This is a genomic window from Kroppenstedtia guangzhouensis (genome assembly GCF_014637345.1).
GTDB classification, from domain to species: domain Bacteria; phylum Bacillota; class Bacilli; order Thermoactinomycetales; family DSM-45169; genus Kroppenstedtia; species Kroppenstedtia guangzhouensis.
Window position 1 is genome coordinate 1 of sequence record NZ_BMEX01000053.1, and the last position, 2,328, is coordinate 2,328.

General features: G+C 56.5%; 2 protein-coding genes. Both read left to right on the forward strand.

Annotated features, from left to right (window positions below):
* Window positions 1-58: 58 nt before the first annotated feature.
* A complete protein-coding gene (locus IEV46_RS18430; RefSeq protein ID WP_444542870.1) occupies window positions 59-1,456 on the forward strand; it encodes a non-ribosomal peptide synthetase in 1,398 nt (465 codons plus the stop codon).
* Window positions 1,453-2,328 (forward strand): amino acid adenylation domain-containing protein (locus IEV46_RS18435; protein ID WP_188433926.1); only part of this gene is annotated, 876 nt, incomplete at its 3' end. The genes IEV46_RS18430 and IEV46_RS18435, both read left to right, overlap by 4 nt.

The following is a 2,328-nucleotide window of genomic DNA, read 5'->3' on the forward strand; positions in this document are numbered from 1 at the left end:
GGGGAAAGCTCCGCTGTTCCGTGCCGCCTTGATCCCGTTGGAGACGGAGGGTCATCTGATGGTATGGGACCTGCACCATATCATTTCCGACGGGGTTTCCATGGATGTACTGATGCGGGACTGGTCGGCGCTGTACCGGGGAGAGGAGTTGGAAGCACCGCGGATTCAGTACAAGGATTACGCCGTTTGGCAACAGTCGGAGTCCCGGCGGAAAGCCATGGAAAAGCAGGAAGGGTACTGGATGCAACGTTTTGCCGACGGGGTGCCGGTGCTGGAGTTGCCCACGGACTTTCCACGGCCCGCTGTGGCACAGTTTAAAGGAGCCGTCACGGAATTCCGGGCGGATGAAGCTCTCACTGCCGAAGCGAAACGGTTGGCTCTTGAGACAGATACGACCTTATATACGGTTTTGCTGGCGGCGTACCATGTGTTGCTTTCCAAATACAGCGGGCAGGATGACATTGTGATCGGGACTGCGGTGGCGGGACGTCCCCATGCGGATCTGGAGCAAGTGGTCGGGATGTTTGTCAATACCTTGGCATTGCGGCATCAATCCCGTCCGGAGGAAAGCTTCCGCGATTTTCTTGCCCGGGTGCGAAAACAGGTGGTACAGGCACAGGAACATGGGGATTACCCCTTTGAGGAGTTGGTGGAGCGATTGGAGTTGCCCCGGGACTTGGGGCGCCATCCCCTGGTGGACACTCTGTTTGTCATGCAAAACATGGATCATGGCGGATTTCAATTGCCTGGCATTGATGTTGAGCCATATAAAGCGGAGTGGCATCATGCCAAGTATGATCTCATGGTTGCCGGAGTGGAAGGGGAAGAGCTCTCCTTTATTGTGGAGTATCGGACGGACCTCTTCCAGACAGAGACCATTTGCCGGATGATTCGCCATTTCTTGCATTTATTGGAGCAAATCATTTCAGATCCGGACCGGAAGATCGCTGAATTGGAATTGGTCACCGAGGATGAAAAAGAGCAACTCCTGCACACCTTTAACGACACCCGGGTGTCATATCCGAAGGATGCGACCTTGGTCTCGCTGTTTGAGGAACAGGCGGCCCGTCAGGGGGACCGGGTGGCGGTGAAAAGGGGAGAGAGGGTTCTCACCTACCGGGAGTTGAACGAAGAGGCCAACCGGCTGGCCCATGCCCTGCGGGAGCGGGGATTGGCCCGGGAAGAGGTGGTGGGACTTCACTTCGACCGGACCCCGGAGATGATCATCGCCCTGTTGGCGGTGCTGAAAGCAGGGGGTGCCTACCTGCCGGTCGATCCCACCTATCCGGAGGAGAGAAAAAGCTTCATGCTCACCGACGGCGGCGTCCGGTTTCTGCTGGCGGAGAGCCGGGAGAACCTTCCCGACTTTGCCGGGGAGGTGTGGGTGAGCGGGGAGCTGGATCTCAAGGGGTNCTGGATCTCAAGGGGTACCCCCGGGAGAATCCGCATCCGGTGAACGAAGCCCGAGATCTGTGCTACATCCTCTACACCTCCGGTTCCACCGGCCAGCCCAAGGGAGTGATGACCACCCACCAGAATGTGGTGCGAACCGTGATCAACAACGGCTACCTGGAAGTGACCCCGGAAGACCGGGTGTTGCAGTGGTCCAACTATGCTTTCGATGGTTCCACTTTTGATTTTTACAGCACTTTGCTTTCAGGGGCACTTCTTGTGATGGTGCCGGGTGAAATCGTTTCAGACGGAATTCAACTGTCCCGGTTGATTCGAAATGAGAAAATTACCGTTTTGTTTTTAACCACAGCATTGTTCAATACCTTGGTCGATTTCGATTTGACATCATTTTTACATCTGCGGAAAGTGTTGTTTGGAGGGGAATTGGTTTCGGTTTCCCATGTGCAAAAAGCCTTTAATGCCTTAGGGCCGGGACGTGTTCTGCATGTATACGGTCCGACGGAAGCGACAGTTTACACTACTTTTCACAGGGTGGAGAGAGTACCGGAAGGGACCGTACCCATTGGAAGGCCGTTGTCAAATACCAGGTGCTATGTATTGAATCCACAAGGGCAACTGCAACCGATCGGGGTACCGGGGGAACTGTGGATCGGGGGCGACGGAGTGGCCCGAGGCTACCTGAATCGCCCGGAATTGACGGCGGAGCGGTTTGTCGAGAATCCCTTGGTGCCGGGAGAGCGTCTATACCGGAGCGGGGATCTGGTCCGGTGGTTGCCGGGAGGAGAGCTGGAGTACCTGGGACGGATCGACGACCAAGTGAAGATCCGGGGTCACCGGATTGAGCCGGGGGAGGTCGAGGCGTGCCTTCTGAAGCACCCGTCAGTGCGGGAAGCAGTACTGATCCCCCGCAAGTCC